At 66.9% G+C, this 14,504-nt stretch carries 15 protein-coding genes; 3 read left to right on the plus strand and 12 right to left on the minus strand.

Going from position 1 to position 14,504, the window contains the following annotated elements; all coding sequences use genetic code 11:
- Positions 1-188: 188 nt before the first annotated feature.
- Positions 189-545: a hypothetical protein gene (locus tag ACSFBL_RS01210; protein ID WP_435513909.1), complete on the minus strand. Its 357-nt coding sequence runs from the start codon at positions 543-545 to the stop codon at positions 189-191.
- A gap of 178 nt (positions 546-723) precedes the next feature.
- Between ACSFBL_RS01210 and ACSFBL_RS01215 the strand changes: the two genes are divergently transcribed.
- The gene (locus ACSFBL_RS01215; RefSeq protein ID WP_435513910.1) at positions 724-1,479 is read left to right on the plus strand and encodes an alpha/beta hydrolase family protein; all 756 of its coding nucleotides are present in this window, start codon (positions 724-726) and stop codon (positions 1,477-1,479) included.
- Between the two features lie 3 nt (positions 1,480-1,482).
- On the opposite strand, the gene ACSFBL_RS01220 is transcribed toward ACSFBL_RS01215, so the two are convergent.
- The 8 genes from ACSFBL_RS01220 to ACSFBL_RS01255 are packed head-to-tail and all read right to left on the minus strand — an operon-like array spanning position 1,483 to position 8,449.
- Positions 1,483-2,772 carry an MSMEG_0569 family flavin-dependent oxidoreductase gene (locus tag ACSFBL_RS01220; protein ID WP_435513911.1) on the minus strand — a complete coding sequence of 430 codons (1,290 nt, stop codon included), beginning with the start codon at positions 2,770-2,772 and terminating at the stop codon, positions 1,483-1,485.
- A gap of 19 nt (positions 2,773-2,791) precedes the next feature.
- Positions 2,792-3,085 (minus strand): MSMEG_0570 family nitrogen starvation response protein, encoded by a 294-nt coding sequence (locus ACSFBL_RS01225; protein ID WP_435513912.1) that lies wholly within the window; start codon positions 3,083-3,085, stop codon positions 2,792-2,794.
- Positions 3,086-3,094: 9 nt separating this feature from the next.
- Positions 3,095-4,303: an MSMEG_0565 family glycosyltransferase gene (locus ACSFBL_RS01230; protein ID WP_435513913.1), complete on the minus strand. Its 1,209-nt coding sequence runs from the start codon at positions 4,301-4,303 to the stop codon at positions 3,095-3,097.
- Entirely contained in the window at positions 4,296-5,294 is a 999-nt protein-coding gene (locus tag ACSFBL_RS01235; RefSeq protein ID WP_435513914.1) for a sll0787 family AIR synthase-like protein, read from the minus strand. The genes ACSFBL_RS01230 and ACSFBL_RS01235 overlap by 8 nt, the downstream gene beginning before the upstream one ends.
- On the minus strand, positions 5,291-5,848 hold the full coding sequence (locus ACSFBL_RS01240; RefSeq protein WP_435513915.1) for an MSMEG_0567/Sll0786 family nitrogen starvation N-acetyltransferase: 558 nt from the start codon (positions 5,846-5,848) through the stop codon (positions 5,291-5,293). The genes ACSFBL_RS01235 and ACSFBL_RS01240 overlap by 4 nt, the downstream gene beginning before the upstream one ends.
- A 13-nt stretch (positions 5,849-5,861) precedes the next feature.
- Positions 5,862-6,932 (minus strand): MSMEG_0568 family radical SAM protein, encoded by a 1,071-nt coding sequence (locus tag ACSFBL_RS01245; protein ID WP_435514511.1) that lies wholly within the window; start codon positions 6,930-6,932, stop codon positions 5,862-5,864.
- Complete coding sequence (locus ACSFBL_RS01250; RefSeq protein ID WP_435513916.1) at positions 6,895-7,953, minus strand: Nit6803 family nitrilase; 1,059 nt, start codon at positions 7,951-7,953, stop codon at positions 6,895-6,897. The genes ACSFBL_RS01245 and ACSFBL_RS01250 overlap by 38 nt, the downstream gene beginning before the upstream one ends.
- A gap of 13 nt (positions 7,954-7,966) precedes the next feature.
- The gene (locus ACSFBL_RS01255; protein ID WP_435513917.1) at positions 7,967-8,449 is read right to left on the minus strand and encodes an MSMEG_0572/Sll0783 family nitrogen starvation response protein; all 483 of its coding nucleotides are present in this window, start codon (positions 8,447-8,449) and stop codon (positions 7,967-7,969) included.
- Between the two features lie 344 nt (positions 8,450-8,793).
- Between ACSFBL_RS01255 and ACSFBL_RS01260 the strand changes: the two genes are divergently transcribed.
- Positions 8,794-10,185: an aminotransferase-like domain-containing protein gene (locus tag ACSFBL_RS01260; protein WP_435514512.1), complete on the plus strand. Its 1,392-nt coding sequence runs from the start codon at positions 8,794-8,796 to the stop codon at positions 10,183-10,185.
- Positions 10,186-10,211: 26 nt separating this feature from the next.
- Here the strand turns inward: ACSFBL_RS01260 and ACSFBL_RS01265 are convergent, their stop codons facing one another.
- Both ACSFBL_RS01265 and pstS read right to left on the minus strand, forming a co-directional pair.
- Complete coding sequence (locus tag ACSFBL_RS01265; protein ID WP_435513918.1) at positions 10,212-11,324, minus strand: OmpA family protein; 1,113 nt, start codon at positions 11,322-11,324, stop codon at positions 10,212-10,214.
- Between the two features lie 241 nt (positions 11,325-11,565).
- A complete protein-coding gene (pstS, locus tag ACSFBL_RS01270) occupies positions 11,566-12,591 on the minus strand; it encodes a phosphate ABC transporter substrate-binding protein PstS (protein WP_435513919.1) in 1,026 nt (341 codons plus the stop codon).
- A gap of 158 nt (positions 12,592-12,749) precedes the next feature.
- On the opposite strand from pstS, the gene ACSFBL_RS01275 reads away from it, so the two are divergent.
- Entirely contained in the window at positions 12,750-13,178 is a 429-nt protein-coding gene (locus tag ACSFBL_RS01275; protein WP_435513920.1) for a CBS domain-containing protein, read from the plus strand.
- A 431-nt stretch (positions 13,179-13,609) separates the two neighbouring features.
- Here the strand turns inward: ACSFBL_RS01275 and ACSFBL_RS01280 are convergent, their stop codons facing one another.
- Positions 13,610-14,287 (minus strand): redoxin domain-containing protein, encoded by a 678-nt coding sequence (locus ACSFBL_RS01280; protein WP_435513921.1) that lies wholly within the window; start codon positions 14,285-14,287, stop codon positions 13,610-13,612.
- Positions 14,288-14,504 lie beyond the last annotated feature (217 nt).

Here is a 14,504-nt window from a genome sequence, read left to right on the forward strand (position 1 = left end):
CGAGGGGTGGTCCACTCGAATGGCTCTGGAGACGCGCCGATCGGGAACCGGCGCACTTGCAACCGACCTCCCATTTTGTCCGTTGGACCGGCGCGCGTCCGACGCGTTCCCGGCGCCCCGGCGATTCCGGTTCGCTTTCTGTATCTTGTGTGAACTTCGGGATCGCGCCCGATTCGCCCCTGCCGGAGTCAGGCGCAACGTGCGTAGACCAGCGCCAGATAGTCCGAATGCTTCCGGATCGCCTCCAGTTGCTGGAGCGTGGATCCCGTCACGCGGTCGGTCGGGTCGAATTTCAGGCTGCCGTCCGGTAGCAGGATGAAGTGGGTCGTGCCCTGGACCCCGCCGGCAATGCTTCCGGCGTTGACGAAGCCGCAACCGGCGCCGGTCGAACGGTTGTACTTGACCCCCGAGAACGTCGCCGCGCCTGCGGGGAGCTTCTCCCGCACATGCGCCTCGACTTTCCAGACCGGCCAATAGAACCACCAGGCGGCGAGACAGCCGACAAACAACGCGATTCCGACCACGATGGAAACCAGGGCCCGCATGTTTTTCTCCCCGTCTGAAGGACGGGCTCCAGTATATTTTCAAATGAGTACTTTGGTTTCCTTTTGGCCTCCGCGCTTTCCCGAAGCGGCCCACCGCGTTGGCGCGCCGGCCTGATCCCTGCTTGACGCCTCGATGGCCCGGCGCGCAACATCGTCGCCGCAACTTCGAGCGGGACCGATGAAAGTACAGCGAGCGGATTTCCCTGGCGCCGAAGGTCAACGCCTCGCAGCGCGGATGGACGTCCCGGACGGGGCGGTCCGCGCCTATGCGCTGTTTGCGCACTGCTTCACCTGCGGCAAGGACATCTTCGCCGCGAGCCGCATCGCCCAGACCTTGACCGAACACGGCATCGGGGTCCTGCGCTTCGACTTCACCGGCCTCGGTGCGAGCGAGGGGGAGTTCGCGAACACCAATTTCTCCTCCAACATTGCCGACCTGGTCGCTGCCGCGGACTATCTGCGCCAGGAGCATGAAGCCCCTCGCATGCTGATCGGTCACAGCCTCGGCGGCGCTGCCGTGCTGGCTTCCGCTTCGCAGATCCCCGAGGCGCGCGCCGTGGTGACCTTGTGCGCGCCCAGCGATCCCTCTCACGTGACCGGACTGTTTCGCCAAAGCCTCGACACGATCCAGTCGCAGGGCGAGGCCGAAGTCCAGTTGGCGGGCCGGCCCTTCCGCATCCGGCGCGACTTTCTGGTCGACGTTGCGGCGCACAAGCTGGAAGAGAAGGTCGGCGCCCTGCGCAAGGCGCTCCTGGTGATGCACTCACCGTCCGACACGACGGTGGACATCTCGAACGCGACGGGCATCTACCTGGCGGCCAGGCATCCGAAGAGCTTCATCTCGCTCGACAACGCCGATCACCTGCTGAGTCGAAAGGACGACGCCATCTATGTCGCCAACCTGATCGCGGCCTGGAGCCAGCGCTATCTCTGACGACTAGGAGGCGGACGCCGCGTGCACGGCCTGCAAGCCGGTGGGCAGCAGGCCGCCACGCAATTCGTCGATCCGCTCCGCCAGAAACTCCGCATCGCGCGCGACGCCCGAGAAGCGTCCGGAGCCCCAGGTGTGCAGCCACGGAAGCCCGAGGAAGTAGAGCCCGGGCACACCCGTCACCCCGCGCAAGTGCACCGGATCGCCGCGGCCGTTGAAGACGGGCGCATCGATCCACGCGAAATCCGGCAGGAAGCCGATGCACCACACGACGCCCGTGATGCCCGAGGCACGCAGGCTCAGCGTGCTGCGCTCCTCCTGCGGCTCCCACACCGGCTCGTAGATGCTCGCCGCCGGCGCATCGATGCCGTTGGCCGCGATGAACTTGTCGATCGAGGCGTTGATGCCGTTGTAGATCTGGTCCGCGTGGTCGAGGTTCGCGCGCAGGTTGGGCTGGAACTGCAGCGTGTCCCCGTCCAGCCCGGTCATCTGGCCGAAAAGCGCCATGCCTTCGACGGCGAAGCGGCGCAGGTCGATGTCGCGGCCGCCGTCGCGACCGGTGACGTAGTGGTTCGTGTTGTCGCGAACACCCTCGCGCAGCGGGTGCGCCGTGACCGGCATGTCGTAGTAGTTCATGTCGGCGAGCCAGTCGACCACATCCTTGCCGCGGTAGAAGCGCGCGCAGCGCGGCGCGTTGCCGGTGGCGAGGTAGACCTTGCGACCGGCCAGATGCAGGTCCTCGGCGATCTGGGCACCGGACTGGCCACAGCCAACGACCAGCACCGCACCGTCCGGCAGTTGCGCCGGGTTGCGGTACTGGGCCGAGTGGTATTGCACGATGCCCGCGGGCAGCCGCTCGGCCATGCGCGGCACGACCGGCTTGTGATAGCCCCCCGACGCCACGACCACCTGGTCCGCCGTGTAGCGTCCCGCGCTGGTGTCGATCGTGTAGTGATCCCCTTCACCGGCACGGGACACCTTCTCGACGGTCACGCCGTCGATCGCAGGCGCCTGCACCTGCTCGACGAAGCCGGCCAGCCATGCGTTGATCTCGTCCTTGACCATGAAGCCGTGCGGATCGTTGCCGGTGTACGACCAGCCGGGCAGGTTGCACTGCCAGTTGGGCGTGACCAGGCAGAAGGAGTCCCAGCGCTGGCTGCGCCAGCTGTGGACCAGCGTGCGCTTCTCGATCACGAGATGGTCGATGCCTCGCTGCTGCAGGCAATGGCTCAGCGACAGGCCGGACTGGCCGCCGCCGACGATGACGACGCTGTAGTGGGTGGGTCGGGTGGTCATGATGGGAGGCTTTCAGGAGTCAGGTGGGTCCGTCGAAGCGCAGGATCACGACCTGCGCGTCGGGCTTGGCGTCGAATCGGCTCGCGATCTGCTCGATCTCCGAAAGCTGATCCATCGCCTGCGAGCAGGCGAATCCGTACTTGGCGCGCACGCGCTCGGAGGCGATGCCGAGCGCCTCGCGCGCGCGCCCCACGAAGTCGGCCAGCGCATAGCGCTCGCCGGGAACGAGGAAGTCGCGCACGACCAGCGACGGCGAATAGCAGCGGGTTTCGCTGTCGTCCGGCCAGCGGACGTGGAAATGCATGACGGGCATCGCGGTTCCTCAGTGGGTGGCAAGGGCATCGGCACGCGCGGCGGCGGCACGAAGTCCCTCGCGGTAGAGCTGGACATGGCGCGCGGCGCTGGCGGACCAGCTGAAGCGCGCGCAGAGGCGGGCGGCAGAAGCTGCGACGCGCGTCGGCTCGCGCTGCGTCACGGCCGCCAACAAGGCATTGGCAATGGCGCCGGCATCCAGCGGATCGGCCCAGTGCACATCGCCCTCTTCCAGATACTCCGTGAACGGCGCGATGCGCGACGCCACGACCGGCACGCCGCTGGCCAGGGCCTCCAGGACGACGAGGCCGAAGCCTTCGTTGAGCGAAGGCATCGCCACCACGTCGGCCAGTCGGTAGAGCGCGGGGATGTCGGCATCGGGCAGCGGCCCGGTCAGCACGATCGGCTGGCCCGGTCCGATGGCGAGGCCGCTGGCCTCTGCCGTCGCTGCGAACGCGACGTGGTAACGCGCATGGTCGAGCAGGCTCGCGCCGCCGGCGATGACCAGTTGCGCCGCGGGCATCGCCTTGCGGAGTTGCACGAAGGCCTCCAGCAGCCGAAGCGTGTTCTTGCGCTCCTCGACACCGCCGACCGCGAGCACGATCGGCGCGCCATCGCGCAAGCCCAAGCGCTGCGCCACCGCGACATCTGCCGCAACGGCTGTCGGGCTGAAGCGTTCGCGGTCGATGCCGTTGGCCACTTCGGATGCACTCACACCGTGCTCGTCCGAGAGCCGATCCCGCCACATCTGGCTGACGCAGAAGACCTGCCGCGCGCTGCGAAAGCCGCGCGACTGCCATTGCATGAGTTGCGCGGCCTCGAAGACCTCCAGGTGGTGCACGGTGCGGACGAACCCGTCGATGAACCCGCCGGCCTGCAGGTCGGCCAGGGCATTGGCGCCGATCGGGTCCTGCGCGTGCAGCACATCGAAGCGGTCGCGCTGGAGCAGGCTGCCGATCGACGCGCGAAAGGCCGCGATGCGCGAAGCCACCATCTCGATCATGTCGCGCGGCGAGGCCTGAACAGGGACGAGGTGCGTGCCGCAACGCACCGGACGGAAGAAGCGCTGACCCTGCGCGGCGGGCGCCATGACCGTGACTTCGTGGCCGGCGTCGTGCAGCGCATGCGCCAGTTCCAGCGTGTGGACCACGCCGCCACGCGGGTTCACCGAATGGGTCAGAAGGCCGATGCGCAGCGGTCGGTGGTCGCACTCATGCATGGATCACCTGCGCTTCGGCAGCCTCGCGGATGAACGCATCACGGCGCAGGTCCCACAGCATCTCGCGCTCGCGGCCCTGGCTCAGCGTGAGCGTCCTCGAATCATCGACCTTGCCGATCACCTGGCAGGCGATGTCGCGCGCGGCGAAGCGCGTGAGCACCTCGCCCAGCTTGTCCGGGCGCACGCTGAGGATGAAGCCGAAGCTCGGGAAGGCGCCGAGCCATCGCACAAGCGGCGCGCCCTCCGGCCGCGGGATCGCATCGAGGTCGATCGTTGCCCCCACCTGCGAGCACTCCAGGAGCATCAGGGCCGTCCCGATCGCGCCGGCCATGCTGATGTCCTTGGCGGCATCGCAGAGGCCCGCCTCGGCCAGCGCCGGCAGCACTTCGAGGTCGGCCCTCAGGCGCGCACCGGGTGCCGTGCTCGACGCATCCCAGAACGGAAAGGGGTCCCGGTAGACACCGCGCAAGTCGACCGCCATCAGCAGCAGGTCGCCAGGGCGCGCGGAGAAGCTCGTCAGCAGCTTGCGCGCCCGCCCGAGGATCGCCACCGCCAGTTGCGGCCGCAGGCTGCGCTGGTTGCTGTGGCCGCCGACGATCGGCACGCCGTACCGCGCGGCGGCATCCGCCATGCCGGCGAGCATCTGGTCGGCATGCTGCATGCCGTCGCTCCAGATCGCATCGACCACCGCCGTCGGGCGACCGCCCATCGCGTAGATGTCGCTGACGTTGACCATCACGCCCGAGTAGCCGGCGAAGCGCGGCATGCGTTCGATGAAGTCCTCCACCAGGCCCTCGATGGCGAACAGCAGGTAGCCGCCCTGCCCGTCCGGGATCGCAGCACAGTCGTCGCCGACCGGCACCGCCTGCGCGAGTGCTGCCGAGCCGCCGGGCAGCGAATGGCCGAGCGCCGCGACCACGCCGCTGATGTCGCGCTTGTGGGCGAAACCGCGGCTCTCGCGCAGCGCCGTTGCGATGTCGGACAAGGTCACGCCGCTCTCCTTGCCCGCGAGACGAAACCGCTCGCGGCGTCGTGGCACGGTGGATAGAAGGCCAGGTCCGCCTGCATCTCGGTATGCGGCCGGCCGTGGATCGACAGCTCCGCAAGACTGCGCCAGTGCAGCTTGTGGAACAGCGGCACGTTCTGCGATTGCACGTGCGCGAGAAAGGTCCTGCAGCCCTGCGCATGCGCGCGCGTCACCGCCAGCCGGATCAGCGTCGCGCCCAGGTGCCCCTGGCTGCGAAAGGCCGGATGCACCGCCAGCCGCGAGCCCCACCACAGGCCCGGTTCGGGCTCGTGGGTGCGCACGGTGCCCACCACCTGGTCGGGCATGCCGCCGATGCAGGACATCGCGACCAGCAGCTGCGACCGGTCGTCGATCGCGTCACGGTCATCGCCGGCAAAGATGCCCTGCTCGATGCAGAACACCGCGCGCCGCAGCGCGAAGGCCTCGTCGCGCTCCCATTGCTGGACCGCTTCGCGCACCAGGAACTCGACCGGCGCATAGGCGACCACCGGCTCGACGACATCATCGATGCAGCTCATGACGCGCTCTCCTTCACGATTCGTAGACGGACAGCGATGAGCAGGCGCCGCACTTGCCGCAGCCGGCCTTGATGTCGCTCGACCGCAGGTTCGCCGCCGACACGCGCTGCCCGAGCGGCTGCAGGATGGACTTCATGAACTCGGGCGATGGCGCGGGATGGTCCTCCAGCGGCGTGCCGCTGATTGGCACGAAGGGCACGACGAAGGGATAGACGCCGAGCGCGAGCAGGCGGTCGCAGATCTCGAGGATCGCCTCGCGGCTGTCGCCGAGACCCGCCAGGATGTAGGTGCTGACCTGGCCGCGTCCGAACACGCCGACGGCTGCCTCGAAGGCGCTCATGTAGCGCGAGATCGGCACCGCAGCCTTGCCCGGCATGAGGCGTTCGCGCAGCGCCGGCGTGACCACTTCGAGGTGCATGCCCAGCGTGTCGATGCCGGCCGCATGCATGCGGTGGAACCACTGGTCGTCATCAGGCGGCTCGCACTGGCCCTGGATCGGGATGTCGACGGCCGCCTTGATTGCGAAGGCGCTCTCGCACAGGATCGCGGCGCCCCGGTCGGTGGCGTTGGGCGTGCCGGTCGTCATCACCATGTGCTTCACGCCGTCGAGCAGCACGGCCGCACGCGCCACCTCGGCGAGTTGCTCGGGCGTCTTGCGCGCGATGGTGCGGCCGGCCGCGAGCGACTGCCCGATCGCGCAGAACTTGCAGCTCTTGCGCCGGCTCTCGTAGCGGATGCAGGTCTGCAGCACCGTGGTCGCGAGCACGTCGGCGCCATGCAGCGTCGCAATGTGCGAATAGGGCACGCCATCGAAGGTCTGCATGCGGTAGAAGCGAGGCTGCTTCGGAAAGCTGATGTTCGCGATCGGAATGCTGCCGCGCATCACGCGGCTCACGCCCAGCGCATCGGGCGCCTCGGCGGTGAAGGGCGAACTCCAGGCCGTGGAGGTGTGGACCGGCACCATGATCGTGTGCCCGTCGACCGTGACGGCCTTGTGGTCCGACGGACCGGCCCCGCCGCGACGGCTCGAAGCGCCCGCCGAAGGGTCAACCAGCCGCAACCCGAAGGACTGCAACTCGGTCATCAGTTGCCGGCTCGTTGGGATTTCCGTGGTGTTCATGGCGAAGGCTCTCGGGGTCGGGGGTGGAAAAAGCGAGGGCGCTGGGCACTGCGGGCATCTGCAGCGTGGTGGTGGCCGGTCGGTCGTTGATGGCAAGGCTCAGCAGTTCGGGGCGCGCGTAGTGCCCGACCGAATCCATCATTCGCTTGCGCTTGGTGATGAGCGCCATGTCGAGGTCGGCGATGACCATGCCTTCGCCCTCGGTCAGCGGCGGCGCGAGATGCCTTCCCTCGGGCGAGACGATCGCCGTGTGGCAACCGCCGCGCAGCGCCTTCTGCAGGCCCGCATCGGGCGTGATCGCGGCGATCTGCGCATCGGTCAGCCAGCCGGTGGCATTGATGACGAAGCAGCCCGACTCCAGCGCGTGATGACGGATGGTCACCTCCATCTGCTCGGCGAAGATCGGGCCCACCAGCGAGCCCGGGAACTGCGCGCAGTGGATCTCCTCGTGCTGGGCCATGAGGCTGTAGCGCGCGAGCGGGTTGTAGTGCTCCCAGCAGGCCAGCGCGCCCACACGCCCGACCTGCGTCTCGACCACCTTGAGGCCCGCGCCGTCGCCCTGGCCCCAGACCATGCGCTCGTGATAGGTCGGCGTGATCTTGCGGCGCTTGAGCACCAGCGCTCCGTCGGCGTCGAAGACCAGTTGCGTGTTGTAGAGGCTGCCATGGTCACGCTCGTTGACGCCCAGCACGACGACCACGCCGCGCGCGCGCGCCCGCTCGGCGACCGCCAGCGTCACCGGCCCCGGCACCACGACCGCGCGCTCCATCAGCCGGATGTGGGCCGGCCCCTGCAGCACCGGCGGCTGCACGAAGGAGAAGTACGGGTAGTAGGGCACGAAGGTCTCGGGGAAGACCACGATCTGCGCGCCCTTGCCGGCGGCCTCGTCGATGGCCTCGCAGACGCGGTTCAGCGTGCCGTCGGGCGCCTCGAAGTCCGGTGCGATCTGCACCGCGGCGGCGCGGACGATGCGTTGGGAAGTCATGGCCGCCCTCGCCTCACAGCGTCCAGGTGTCGAGGATGAAGGCGTTGGCCTTGCGATGCAGCAGCACGATGTCGAGCACGTCGAGCGGGCTGATCGGGCGGATGCCCTCGATCAGCGCGCCTTCGCCATGCCCGTACAGCGCCTGGAGTGCGAAGCGGCAGGCATAGACCTTGCCGCCCTCCTCCATGAACTTGACGATCTGCTTGTTGAAGTTCTGGTGGCCCGGGAAGGCCTCGTCGCCGAGCGTCGGGAAGCCACGCTGGACGCCCAGCGTGACGCCGGGGCCGTAGAGCAGGATCGTCGTGTCGAAGCCCTTGCGCTTGAGCCGGGTGGCCTGCAGCAGGTTGACGAAGCCGATCGACCCTTCGAACGCGACCGTGTGGAAGGTGACCAGCGCTTTCTCGCCGGGCTCGGCCTTCACGTCCTCGAAGACTTTCTCTTCGTAGTCGACGAGGAAGTCGCCGGGGGCATTCTTGGGTTTGGTGACGGTGGGCATGGAAGGACTCCGCGTGAAAAAGTTGAATGGATGGTGTTGCGCGCCCCTTCTCATTCGCATGCGATGTGCCACCCGCGACGGGCCGCGATGCAATCAATGCGCGATCAATCGCCGTGCGCATGGCCTGCGGGAGGTCGAAAAAGTTTGCAGCCCGCGTTAGAGCGCTCGCCGGGCTTCCTGAAAGCCTGCTTTCGCACTTGAATGGCGCGCCTTCGATGCAATCAATGCACCCGATCAATGGTCATTCGTGCACGCGATCCATGCATCGGCGATCGCAGGGGCCGGCATGCTTCATGCGTCCATCCATGGCCATCGATGCAATCAATGGATGCAATCAACTCACCATGGACAAGAACACCCAGCGCTGGCAGAAGCGGCTCGAAACGAGCGATCGACCGGCCTACCTGTTGCTGGCCGATCTGCTGGCCGAGGACATCCGCACCGGCCGCATGACGGCGCGAGACAAGCTGCCGACCCTGCGCGACCTGGCCGCCGACTTGCGCCTGAACTACACGACGGTCGCGCGCGGTTACGCGGAAGCGCGCAAGCGTGGCCTGATCGATTCGCGTGCCGGCACTGGCACCTTCATCCGCGGCACGAGCCCCGCCTTGCCGCTGCGCGGCGGCGGCACCGCCGAGATGACGATGAACCTGCCGCCCGAGCCACGGGACGCCGCGCTGCTCGACCGCATGAAGGAAAGCGCCACGCGCGTGATGGCCGAGACCGACCTGTACGACCTGCTGCGCTACCAGGATTTCGGTGGCTCCCAGCGCGACCGCGAAGCCGCGATGCAATGGCTGCGTCCGCGCATCCCCAACTGCGGCATCGACCAGTTGCTCGTGTGCCCCGGCATCCACAGCGTGCTGGCCGCGCTGTTCTCGCAGCTCGCGCGGCCGGGCGAGCTGATCTGCGTCGAGGCGCTCACCTATCCCGGCGTCAAGGCGATTGCCACGCAGCTCGGCATCCAGTTGCATGCGCTGCCGCTCGACGAGGAGGGTCCGATGGGCGAGTCGTTCGAGCACGCCTGCAAGACGCTCAAGCCGAAGGCGCTCTACATCAACCCGACGCTCAACAACCCGACCACTGCCACGATCTCGCGCGCACGGCGCGAGGCGCTGGCGGACATCGCGCTGCGCTTCGCCATTCCGATCATCGAGGACGATGCCTACGGCTTGCTGCCGCGCCAGTTGCCGCCGGCGATCGCCACGATGGCGCCCGACCTGACCTACTACATCACCGGCTTCTCGAAGACGCTGGGCGCCGGCCTGCGCAATGCGTACGTGCGCTCGCCGAGCGCGCGACAGTCACAGCGCCTGGCCGGCGCGTTGCGTGCCACCACCGTGATGGCGTCGCCGATCACCAGTGCGCTGTCCACGCTCTGGGTCGAGGACGGCACCGCCGAAGCGATGCTGCAGGCCGTGCGCAACGAATCGAATGCACGGCAGGTGCTGGCGATCAAGCACCTCGGCCAGCACGGCGTGATCGCGCCCAGCGACTGCTTTCATCTCTGGCTGCCGCTGTCGTCGGCCTGGAGCATGGTCGAGTTCGCCTCCTTCCTGCGAACGCGCAACGTGGGCGTGGTCGCGAGCGCGGCGTTCTCGACCGACGGCATGCCGCCGGAGGCCGTGCGCATCTGCCTCGGTGGACCGATGTCGCGCGACGAGTGCGATCACGCGCTGCGGCTGATCGCGGACACGCTGGCGCACCCGACGCATCCGCACGCCACGGTGATGTAGCGAGGGACCGGTCGGTCCCCGGCGTCCTAACCCGGCTGCTCGCCCGTGGCGCGGATTTCCACGCGCCGGTTCGGCTCGTAGCAGGCGATGAGCGCCGTGCGCGTCCTGGCCTTGCCCTGGGCCCTGCAGTCGGCTTCGGTGACCTTGAGTTGCGAGAAGCTGCGGCCCTCGGTCGTGATGATGTTGGCCGGCACTCCCTGGCTGACCAGGTAGTCGCGCACGGAGTTGGCCCGCGCCAGCGACAGGCGCTGGTTGAACGCGTCGGTGCCGATCGGATCGGTGTGCCCGACGATGGAGATCGCCCGCAACCGGATGCCGGAGGCCTTGAGTTCCGTCAGCGTGCTGTCGATGCGGGCGCGGCCGGTCGGTGTCAGGTCCGACTTGGCGAACGCGAACGTGCCGTCGGCCTTCAGCTCGAAGTTGCGCGCCGCCGGGGGTGGTGGCGGTGGCGGCGGTGGCATGGCCGCGGGCGGGGCCGGCGGCGGCGCAGGCCGTGCGACCTGAGGCGCAGGCCCGAAGGGAATCTGCAGGCCGACCGAGAACACCCAGTCGTTCATGTTCTGCCGGTTGCCGGTGAAGCTGTTGGTGGCGTTGTCGACGTAGCGGTAGCGTGCGTCGGCGACCATGCGGCCCCAGGAGGAGAACGGCCAGACGATGCCCACGCCCGCGTTGGCCATGAAACTCGTGTGGCTGTCGTTGATGCCGAACGTCCTCTCGATCTTGTTGTCGATCGCGCCGATGCCGCCCACGAGATAGGGATGCACGTTGCTCGATGTCCAGCGGTTGACCCCCTCGCGGCCCAGGAAGAACCACTGTGCGTCCAGCGAGCCGCTCCAGTTCTTGTACTTGTTGGTGCTGTTGAACACGCCGAAATTGGTGCCGAACTTGCCATCGAGCTCTTCGTACTGGAGACGCAGCTCGAGGTTCCAGTTGGGGCTGATCGGCTTGCCGATGGCTGCGCCTCCACCCCAGCCGTTGTCGGCGTTGCGGTCACTGTCAGGATGGATATAGGCGCCGTAGGGCGTGATGTACCAGCGGTTGTCGTAGTACTGTTCCGGCGCGAAAGTGGTCTGCGCAAGACAGGCGCCAAAGGGAATGGCCAGCACACAGCAAGCCGCGAGAGTGCGACGGTCGAACATGAAAATCTCCTCACTTGTTGACGTTGATGAGAGAGCCTCAGCCGAAGCCGGTCGAGGAAGACGATAGATGCGGGCAAGCCCTAGGTCCTGTTGATGCGCAACCGGGTGTGTCTCCCCGGTGTGACAGCCATCTCCGGTTTCACATCTTTCAGCGAAAGGCGGCGCGATTTGCGCCCCAGCAACGCACGGCCCGAAATGGGAAATTGGGAGAGGAGAACTAAGGTTCTCTTCGTGGCCGCGCCTACTTGCTGGACTGGTCCCAGTACGTCTCGATCTGCCGAACCAGGGTGTCCGGCAGGGGCACATAGTTGAGCCCCCGCGCATCGGCCTTGCCCTGCTCCAGGGACCATTTGAAGAAGCGCAACCCTTCCTCCGTTTGCCCCGAGTCCCGGGCCCTTCGCGGCATCAATGCGAAGGTCGTGGCAGTGATCGGCCAGGACTGTTCGCCGGGTGCATCGGTCAGCAGTTCGTAGAAGTCCGGCGTCGTCCAGCTGGCGCTGGCCGCGGCGGCCTCGAAACTTTCGGGCGTCGGACCGACGAACGATCCGTTCTTGTTCCTGAGCATGGGCCACGTCATCTTGTGTTCGAGCGCATAGGCGAGTTCGACGTAGCCGATCGATCCCTTCACGTAGTTGACGTAGCGGGCAACGCCGTCGTTGCCGCTGCCGCCGGCGCCGCCGGGCCACTTGACCATCGTTCCCTCGCCGACCTGCGTCTTCCACGTCTCGCTCACCTTGGAGAGATAGTTGACGAAATTGAAGGTGGTGCCCGAGGAATCCAGTCGATGCATGGCCGTGATCTTGAGATTCGGCAACTTGAGGTCGGGATTCAGGGCGGCGATCGCCTCGTCGTTCCAGTTGGTCACCTTGCCGAGATAGATGTCGGCCAGCAGCTCGCCCGTGAATTTGAGGCCCCCGGGCTTGATCCCGTCGAGGTTCACGACCGGCACCACGCCGCCGATCACGATGGGGAACTGCATCAGGTCGGCCGCCTTCAGTTCATCCGGGGTCAGCGGCTTGTCGGACGCGCCGAAGGCCACCTGTCCCGCCTTGACCTGCTGGATGCCGCGCCCGGATCCGATGGCCTGGTAGTTGACCTTGACGTCAGTCTTGGTGTGGTACCCCGCAGCCCATTTCAGCATGACCGGATAGACGAAGGTCGAGCCGGAACCGGCAATGTCCGTCGCGATTGCCGGTTGCGCGAATTGCATCGTCGCCATCATCACTGGCACTGCCAGGTGGGCTCGGATGCCGATGGGTGTTGCCATGGTGGGGGTTCTCCCAAGCGAGGCGCGAGTATGTGCGATGCTCCATCCATTGCCAACACACCGAATGGCCGAGGCTCCCGATGGTTCAGCCTTCCCAAGGAAACTGACGGGCGCGACTCTTGCAAGTTCATTTCACCCTCACCGCCCCTGGAGTGCCCATGAAACCCGTGTCTGAACTCCTCAAGCGTCGCAACTCCGCGCCCTGGCGGATTGGTCCCGAGGCCACCGTGATCGAGGCCCTCCAGCTCCTGGCCGACTACGAGGTCGGGGCGCTCATGGTGGTCGAGGGCGACGCCCTGGTGGGCGTGGTCTCCGAGCGCGACTACACGCGCAAGGTCGCGCTCCAGGGCAAGAGCTCGAAAGAGATGAAGGTGGCAGACATCATGACGTCCAACGTGATGACCGTGACGCCCACCACCCAGACGGGCGAATGCATGACGCTGATGAGCCAGAAGCGCATCCGGCATCTGCCGGTGGTCGAGGGCGCCCGCATCGTCGGCATGATCTCGATCCGCGACCTGATGGACGACATCATTGCCGACCACGAGCAGACCATCGACCAGCTGCGCACGTACATCCAGAGCTGACGCGATCCGCGCACGCTGTCCGGCTCTGATAGAATCCGCCCTCCCTCGATATGGCTTGACCTTTCGAGGTGCCTGCGCAGGCAACGCCGAATCTCACGGCGGCACGTCGGACAAGAGCCACCACGACGAGAAAAACGATAGGTGACTCCTGCATGTGAATGTGCCGTAACGTGGGCCGCGTAAGTGCCCACGACCATTTCCAGACGAAGCCCGCCGCGAGCGGGCTTTTTCGTTGGCGCGATGCGCTGGCCCGCCGGGAGAAACTCTCCACGCAGACCGTGGACAGACCTGTGGACAACCGCATGCGAAACCCCGGGAAACGGCTCCAGCATTGCGTCCGGACGCGATGCTCACCAAATAGGCACCCGCAGCGAACGCAAGGCGATCCCTCTCGCTGCACCGGCACGACATCGTCAGAACGCGTCGGCCGGTCAAGCTCCCAGGCTGCCAGCCGCGGCGACGATCTGCGTCGCGTTCGGAAAGACGGAGAGGCTGTTCGGCCCGTCGAGCGCCTCGATCTGCACCCAGCGGACGACGCCCGCCGCGTCGACGAGGAAGTGTCCGACGAGCTGCGCCGCGTGGCCTGCCAGGATCGCGCTGTCGATGTCGTCCATTTCGAAGCCGTCCAGGAGGTTGAGGGCCGTGTTGGCTTCGATCGGCTGCGTGGGCTCGGGCAGTTCACCGGTGGGGTTAATGCGCGCCGCCGCGAACTCCGCCATGCTGGCGCGATAGGGCCATTGGGACTCCCCGATGTCGTCGGGCAGGAACTCGAGATGCGGCACGCCGAAGGCCCGGTGTGTATGGCAGTCCGGATCGCACAGAAGCGCGACCGGCGTCGGCCGGTACCGGAAGTAAAGGCGGGCGCGGTCCTGCTGCGTGTTGATCACGGCGAGGGTCTCGACCCCCATGGCGCGCAAGGGTGGCTCCACGCTGGCAAGCTGCAGCACCTGGCGACGGCAGAACGGGCAATGCAGACCGCGGTAGAAGCCGATGAAGAACGCGCGACCGCGCAAGCTGTCGAGGGAGACCAGTTCCTCGCGGTTCGCCGCCGGAAGCGAGAACGGCGGTGCGGATTCTCCCGGCCGCAGCGGACGCTTCTGTTCTCCCATGGGATGTCTCCTTCGGGTGTCCGCCCGGTCGAGCGGCGGAAATCGAAGCTAGCACTTGTTGCCGGCAAGCACAACGCCCGGGCTGGCGTGCTGCATTTGCTTACAAATCATCCCCTTCGCGGCTATCATCCGCAGAAATGACGAACTGACGGTCACTGCAGACCCAACCCCGCTCCGGCGGGGTTTGCTTTTTGGCGAATTCATTTCTGAGTAGAAA

Origin of the sequence: Variovorax glacialis, assembly GCF_051216375.1 — a bacterium.
In the GTDB taxonomy this organism is placed as follows: Bacteria; Pseudomonadota; Gammaproteobacteria; order Burkholderiales; family Burkholderiaceae_C; genus Variovorax.

Excerpts from the sequence above, each read along its gene's own strand:
- ACSFBL_RS01210 (WP_435513909.1), bottom strand. The coding sequence starts at position 545 with ATGCGGGCCCTGGTTTCCATCGTGGTCGGAATCGCGTTGTTTGTCGGC.
- ACSFBL_RS01215 (WP_435513910.1), top strand. The coding sequence starts at position 724 with ATGAAAGTACAGCGAGCGGATTTCCCTGGCGCCGAAGGTCAACGCCTC.
- ACSFBL_RS01220 (WP_435513911.1), bottom strand. The coding sequence starts at position 2,772 with ATGACCACCCGACCCACCCACTACAGCGTCGTCATCGTCGGCGGCGGC.
- ACSFBL_RS01225 (WP_435513912.1), bottom strand. The coding sequence starts at position 3,085 with ATGCCCGTCATGCATTTCCACGTCCGCTGGCCGGACGACAGCGAAACC.
- ACSFBL_RS01230 (WP_435513913.1), bottom strand. The coding sequence starts at position 4,303 with ATGCATGAGTGCGACCACCGACCGCTGCGCATCGGCCTTCTGACCCAT.
- ACSFBL_RS01240 (WP_435513915.1), bottom strand. The coding sequence starts at position 5,848 with ATGAGCTGCATCGATGATGTCGTCGAGCCGGTGGTCGCCTATGCGCCG.
- ACSFBL_RS01245 (WP_435514511.1), bottom strand. The coding sequence starts at position 6,932 with ATGACCGAGTTGCAGTCCTTCGGGTTGCGGCTGGTTGACCCTTCGGCG.
- ACSFBL_RS01250 (WP_435513916.1), bottom strand. The coding sequence starts at position 7,953 with ATGACTTCCCAACGCATCGTCCGCGCCGCCGCGGTGCAGATCGCACCG.
- ACSFBL_RS01255 (WP_435513917.1), bottom strand. The coding sequence starts at position 8,449 with ATGCCCACCGTCACCAAACCCAAGAATGCCCCCGGCGACTTCCTCGTC.
- ACSFBL_RS01260 (WP_435514512.1), top strand. The coding sequence starts at position 8,794 with ATGGACAAGAACACCCAGCGCTGGCAGAAGCGGCTCGAAACGAGCGAT.
- ACSFBL_RS01265 (WP_435513918.1), bottom strand. The coding sequence starts at position 11,324 with ATGTTCGACCGTCGCACTCTCGCGGCTTGCTGTGTGCTGGCCATTCCC.
- pstS (WP_435513919.1), bottom strand. The coding sequence starts at position 12,591 with ATGGCAACACCCATCGGCATCCGAGCCCACCTGGCAGTGCCAGTGATG.
- ACSFBL_RS01275 (WP_435513920.1), top strand. The coding sequence starts at position 12,750 with ATGAAACCCGTGTCTGAACTCCTCAAGCGTCGCAACTCCGCGCCCTGG.
- ACSFBL_RS01280 (WP_435513921.1), bottom strand. The coding sequence starts at position 14,287 with ATGGGAGAACAGAAGCGTCCGCTGCGGCCGGGAGAATCCGCACCGCCG.